General features: G+C 71.0%; 6 protein-coding genes. 4 read left to right on the top strand and 2 right to left on the bottom strand.

The genetic code is table 11. The features are described from left to right. Positions 1-214: 214 nt before the first annotated feature. On the bottom strand, positions 215-691 hold the full coding sequence (locus tag ACFU6K_RS30600; protein ID WP_380668486.1) for a GNAT family N-acetyltransferase: 477 nt from the start codon (positions 689-691) through the stop codon (positions 215-217). Between the two features lie 124 nt (positions 692-815). On the opposite strand from ACFU6K_RS30600, the gene ACFU6K_RS30595 reads away from it, so the two are divergent. Continuing rightward, a complete protein-coding gene (locus ACFU6K_RS30595; RefSeq protein ID WP_380668484.1) occupies positions 816-1,556 on the top strand; it encodes an ArsR/SmtB family transcription factor in 741 nt (246 codons plus the stop codon). An 87-nt stretch (positions 1,557-1,643) separates the two neighbouring features. Here ACFU6K_RS30595 and ACFU6K_RS30590 read toward each other — a convergent pair whose 3' ends face one another. Next, on the bottom strand, positions 1,644-2,429 hold the full coding sequence (locus ACFU6K_RS30590; RefSeq protein ID WP_380668482.1) for a DUF2785 domain-containing protein: 786 nt from the start codon (positions 2,427-2,429) through the stop codon (positions 1,644-1,646). A 181-nt stretch (positions 2,430-2,610) separates the two neighbouring features. Here ACFU6K_RS30590 and ACFU6K_RS30585 point away from each other — a divergent pair, with 181 nt between their 5' ends. From ACFU6K_RS30585 to ACFU6K_RS30575, 3 genes are read left to right on the top strand one after another with little or no spacing between them, the layout of a single operon-like run. Then, on the top strand, positions 2,611-3,006 hold the full coding sequence (locus tag ACFU6K_RS30585) for a hypothetical protein (protein WP_380668480.1): 396 nt from the start codon (positions 2,611-2,613) through the stop codon (positions 3,004-3,006). A gap of 3 nt (positions 3,007-3,009) precedes the next feature. Next, positions 3,010-4,719 carry an alpha/beta hydrolase gene (locus ACFU6K_RS30580; protein ID WP_380668478.1) on the top strand — a complete coding sequence of 570 codons (1,710 nt, stop codon included), beginning with the start codon at positions 3,010-3,012 and terminating at the stop codon, positions 4,717-4,719. Then, a complete protein-coding gene (locus ACFU6K_RS30575) occupies positions 4,716-5,246 on the top strand; it encodes a hypothetical protein (protein ID WP_380668475.1) in 531 nt (176 codons plus the stop codon). The genes ACFU6K_RS30580 and ACFU6K_RS30575 overlap by 4 nt, the downstream gene beginning before the upstream one ends. The last annotated feature ends 32 nt before the right edge of the window (positions 5,247-5,278 follow it).

The following is a 5,278-nucleotide window of genomic DNA, read 5'->3' as shown; positions in this document are numbered from 1 at the left end:
GCGATGGTGTTCCGGCCCGCCGGGTGTTCGGCCTTGTACCCCGCCCTCATCGCCGGCTAAACCCCCCCCGCGGTAACACACAGGCGCGAGACGTCGCCCAACCCGATTACCCGCGCAACCGATCAGCCAGGACGCCGCCCGCCGCACGACTGACCAGAGCAACAGCCGGAGGGTCCTGCTCCGGCATGACCCGCCCCGGTGCGGCGCGGCCGATTCAGGGGGCCGCCGGCGGGGCGAGGTCCTTCGTCATGAAGACCCTGCTGGTGCCCGGCGGGTCGCATGGGACTTCGCCCAGGCGTCGCCAGCCGTGCTTCGCGTAGAACCCGGGAGCCTGGAAGCTGATCGTGTACAGCACCGCCGTGCGGCAGCCGCGTGCGCGGGCCTCGTTCTCGGCCCGGCGCAGGATCTCGCTGCCCAGGCCGCCGCCGCGCAGCTCGCGCGGCAGGAAGAGCAGGTCGAGGAAGAACAGCCCGAGTGAGGTGCGACCGGTCAGACCGCCGATCACCCGGCCGGTCCGGGAGTCGCGCACCAGGACGGCCAGCGGGCGGCGGTCGTCGATGGCGGTCGTGTCGGTGTTGAACCGGTCCAGGGCATCGGAGACGAGCGATACGTCGGTGGGCTCCGGGGCATCGGTGACCGTGAGGCCGATACCGGGCCAGGGGTTCGGCAGGGTGCTGTCGGTGGCAGGCATGAGGTTCCCGGGGCGGTCGGCGGAAGGGGTACGGGCGGAGGACGCTATGGCCTCGGCCGGTACGGGACGATAGGGCGCGGACGCTTCGGCCGAACCCGAACCGAGACCGACGACAATCGAAGGCATGGACGATCAGCGCGAGGGCCGGGACGTCGGCGTGGACCTGGCCGTCGTGGCCAGGCTGCTGGCCGACGGCACCAGGGCGGACTTCTGCCTGGCCCTGCTGGACGGCCGGGCCTGGACGGCCAAGGAACTGGCCCGCCATGCCGGTGTCGCGGCCTCGTCCGCGACCGAGCATCTGAACGTGCTCGTACGCGGCGGACTCCTCGTCGAGGAACGGCACGGACGCCACCGCTACCTGCGGATGGCCGATCCGCGCGTGATGGCCCTGATCGAGAGCCTCGCCGCGCTCGCGCCGCACCGCGCCCCCGGACCGCGTTCGCTGTCGGGCTCGGGGCGGCAGCGGGCCCTGGCCCGTGCCCGCCTGTGCTACGACCACCTGGCCGGGGAACTGGGCCTGGCCGTCACCGACGCGATGGCCGACCGCGGCCTGCTGGACTGGGGAACCGATCCGTCGCTCACCGCCAAGGGGGTGGCCTGGCTCGGAGACCAGGGCATCGCACTGCCCGACGCCTCCCGCCGACCGCTGGTGCGCGCCTGCCTGGACTGGACCGAACGGCGCCCGCACCTGGGCGGGGCCGTCGGCGCCGCCGTCTGCGGGCACGCCCTGGCCGAGGGGTGGCTGGTCCGGATCGGCACCACCCGTGCCCTCTCCCTCACGGATCTGGGCAGACGTGAACTGCGCGAGCACCTCGGACTGCCCGCGACCACCGACATGCCGCCCCGGGACCAGGAGGCGGACTAGCGACCCCGGGACGCACGGGCCGGGCGCAGGCGGGGCCCGCGTGAGAAGTCGGCCGGGCCGACTTCCCATGCTCCCGGCCGCGCGGCACTACGGGAGCACCGGGCGCAGCACCTCGGCCACCCGGGCCTTGACCGCCTCGCCATGGGCGAGCGCGACGGGCCGGCCCCCGCGGTCAGCCGAAACACCGAGGTCCGCCAGCACGTACAGGGCCCGCAGGGTGCGGACGGTGTTGGACGCCCAGACCGGCATCGGCCCGCGCCCGTAGGGGGCGAGGGCCTCGGCGACCGGCGACAGCCAGGCCGTCGACCGCTCCGGCGTCAGGTCGGGGCGGGTGAGGACGAGGGCCACGGCCTTGGCGAGCCGGTCGTCCTCCCGCTCCGCGAACAGGTACTCCGTCGGGGCGAGCAGGCGCTCGGCGGCGAGTGCGAGCAGCGGCTCCGGGTCGACCTCGGGCCGCAGACCGAAGGCCCCCAGCAGGTCCGCCCCGTGCGCCACCGCGTGCAGCCAGCCGAGCGTGTCGTCACGGCCCCGCAGGTCGGTCTCCGACCGGTACCAGGCGGCGAACGCGTCGATCCATCCGGGCCTGACCGCTCCCTGCCCCACGATCATCCGCAGGACCAGCGGGGCGAACGTCCGGGCCTCGATCCGCGGATCGGTGAAGCGCCCCGCCATCAGGTCCCCGAGCCCCAGGCACCGCTCGCCGTCGATCACCCCGCCCCGTATCCAGGCGTCCAGCACCGCGTACGGGTAGCCGTCCCTGATCTCGGGGTCCGGGTCCCCCAGGGCCTGCGCCAACTCCGCGGTCAGTTCGTCCAGCCCGCGCCCCGTGGGAAGAGCGCAGTCGTTCTCGTAGATCTCTCGCCAGTTCGTCACGGCCGGACCCTATCCGTGGCCACCGAGCCCTTTCACCTGCATTTTTGACCTCGTCGGCAAGGCCCTGACCGGTTGGATTCGATCATCACCCGCTCGAAAAGGATCATCACTCCGATAAAATCGATCACCACATGATCAAGGAGCCGGCCAGTACGCCGGATCCGGACCACCGGGGGGAACCGTGGCAGATCCTGATGCGGCCTTGCAGTTCAAGGTCAACCCAGCCGAACTGGACGGCTGCGGACAGAGCGCGCAACACATAGGAGGTCTCGTACCGGGCGAGACCGCGAAGATCACGGAGCCGTGCAACCAGGCCGCCGGCACCCTGAAGGGCTGGCTCACGGCCGCCGCGGTGCGCGACTGCGGCGCCAACTGGAAGACGCTGCTGGACAAGCTCGGCAGCGACATGAGCGATGTCGGCACCAAGCTCGCCACCTCCGCCGGCCACTACCGGCAGGTCGAGAAGGACGTCCACGGGCAGCTCAAGAGCCAGGACGGCGGGACCGCGGGAGCGGCCACGGACGAACCCGATCCCTTCGGCACCGTCCTGACCCCGACCGGCGGGAAGGCCCAGTAGCCGATGGACATCAAGACCCTCTACGACGCCAACATCAACAACATCACCATCGCGAAGAACGCCTTCGACAGGCTCTACTCGGCCTTCGGCCAGCACGTGGAGTCCTGGCAGCACGAGGTCGCCGACCGACTGGCCAACTCGCACTGGACCGGTACCGCCTCCGACCATGCCCAGGCCCGGATCCGGTTCCTGGGCACCGAACTCCAGTCCGCCAAACAGGAACTCGACCTCATCGGCAAGGCGCTCGCCAAGGCCGCCGAACAATTCGCGCTGGCCCAGGCCCACTTGGTCTACGCCCTCGACGACGCCAAGACCGCGAAGCTCACGGTGGCCCCGGACGGCGGCATCACCTGGGACAAGGAGCCGTCGTCCCCGAACTACGCGGGCGCCGGCGCCGAGACGACGGCGATCGCCATCAGCAACCGCATCACCGCCGCGCTCAACGAAGCCGCCCACGCGGACCAGGAGATCAGCGCGCGGTTGAACCACCTGGCGACCAACGCCAGTGACGGCACTGGCCTGGACGCCGCCGCGGTGGCGAAGGACGTGGCCGCCGAGACCGCCCGCGAGCAGATTCCACCGGCGGGGACGGACCCGAACAGCGTCAAGAAGTGGTGGGACGGCCTCACCGAGAGCGAGCAGCAGAAGTTCATCCACGAGCACCCCGACCAGGTCGGCAACCTCGACGGCGTCCCTGCCGTTGCCCGCGACCAGGCGAACCGCCTGAACCTGGCCCAGGCCCGGACGGACCTCCAGAAGCAGCTCGGCGACCTCGACAAGTCCGAGCCCCCCGCCACCATCGGAACCCCGTACGGCGTCGCCAGGAATCCGGAGCACATCGCCTGGCAGGCCCAGCACGACGTCGTGCAGGACAAGTTGAAGGGCCTCAAGGCGATCCAGGACCGGCTGGACAAGCCCGTGACCGAACAGGACCCGCAGCCGTTCCTGCTCAAGCTCGACGCGGCGGCGCCGGGAGGACGGGCGATCCTCGCGCTGAACAACCCGGACACGGCGGACCATGTGGCCACCTTCGTCCCGGGCACCGAGTCCAAGCTCGCCGGCGTGGGCGGCACCATGGACAAGTCGAAGGAGATGTACCGCAGCGCCATCCAGGCGAGTCCCGGCAGCAAGGTCTCCACGATCGCCTACGTGAACTACACGGCGCCGCAGTCGGCCAGGCCCGCTTTCACGCAGCCGGTCCCGGACGCGGCCTACGAGGGATACGCCAAGGACGCGGAGCAGAACCTCTACGACTTCCAGTCCGGGCTGCGGGCCACCCACCAGGGGTCGCCGTCCCACAACACGATCATCGGACACAGCTACGGCAGCACGGTCGTCGGCTACACCATGCGCGACAAGGGACTGCCCGTCGACAGCGTGGTCTTCGCCGGAAGCCCCGGCGTCGGCGTCGACAAGGCGGGCGACCTCAACGTCGACCTGGGGAAGGGAACGAAGATGGACCCGTCCAAGGTGTACGCGGTACTCGGCGGCGACGACTCGATCACCGACTGGACACCCGACCCCTTCGCCCCCGGCAACTACAACCCCGCCGGCGACGACTACCGCCTGCGCTTCGGGCGCGACCCGATGAACCCCGCCTTCGGCGCCCAGCACCTGCCGTCCCAGAACACCGACCACGACCACTACTGGAACGCCAGGACGCCGTCCTGGAAGGCGTTCGGTCAGGTCATCGCAGGAAAGCCGGTCGCATGAGCCCATCATCGAAGACCGTGCCGCGCGGAGCGTCCGTGGCCGCCGCCCTGCTGTGCCTGCTCGCCGTGGGCCTCGTGGCCTTCTCCGCCTGCGGGAAGGACACCCCGTCGATGAACCTCGGGCAGGCCGAGGAGAAGGTCAGGGCCTACTCCTCCGACGCGCTCGCGGTGCTCCCTGACCGGGAGACCGTACAGATCCCCGCGCCGCTGGTGGACAAGGACGCGTGCGAGGCCGGACCGATCGGCTCGACCCAGACGTACATGCCGTACATCTCGTACGACCTGCACGGGATCCCCGGGCCGAAGGTGCCCGGCGTCTTCGAGGCGGTACGGCAGCGGCTCGCGCAGGACGGCTTCTCGGTCGAGCACAGGGACGACAAGCGGCTCGACCTGTCCAACGACGGGAACAAGTTCACCGCCTCGGTCGTGACGGGCGATCCCGGCACGGCGCCGGACACCCTGTACCTGACCGTCGTCGCCCCCTGTGTCCCGCGCGGCGACAGCCCGGGGCCCTCCGCGAGCGGCTGACGGCGAACCCCCGCCCGGTTCCGCGTGGGAAG

Source organism: Kitasatospora sp. NPDC057512, from assembly GCF_042802135.1.
Taxonomy (GTDB): Bacteria; Actinomycetota; Actinomycetes; order Streptomycetales; family Streptomycetaceae; genus Kitasatospora.
Note: the sequence above shows the minus strand (reverse complement) of the source record. Positions and strands in the feature narration are given on the sequence as shown.

What these genes read in the sequence shown, in the direction of transcription:
- ACFU6K_RS30600 (WP_380668486.1), bottom strand. Translation starts at nt 691, where the DNA reads ATGCCTGCCACCGACAGCACCCTGCCGAACCCCTGGCCCGGTATCGGC.
- ACFU6K_RS30595 (WP_380668484.1), top strand. Translation starts at nt 816, where the DNA reads ATGGACGATCAGCGCGAGGGCCGGGACGTCGGCGTGGACCTGGCCGTC.
- ACFU6K_RS30580 (WP_380668478.1), top strand. Translation starts at nt 3,010, where the DNA reads ATGGACATCAAGACCCTCTACGACGCCAACATCAACAACATCACCATC.
- ACFU6K_RS30575 (WP_380668475.1), top strand. Translation starts at nt 4,716, where the DNA reads ATGAGCCCATCATCGAAGACCGTGCCGCGCGGAGCGTCCGTGGCCGCC.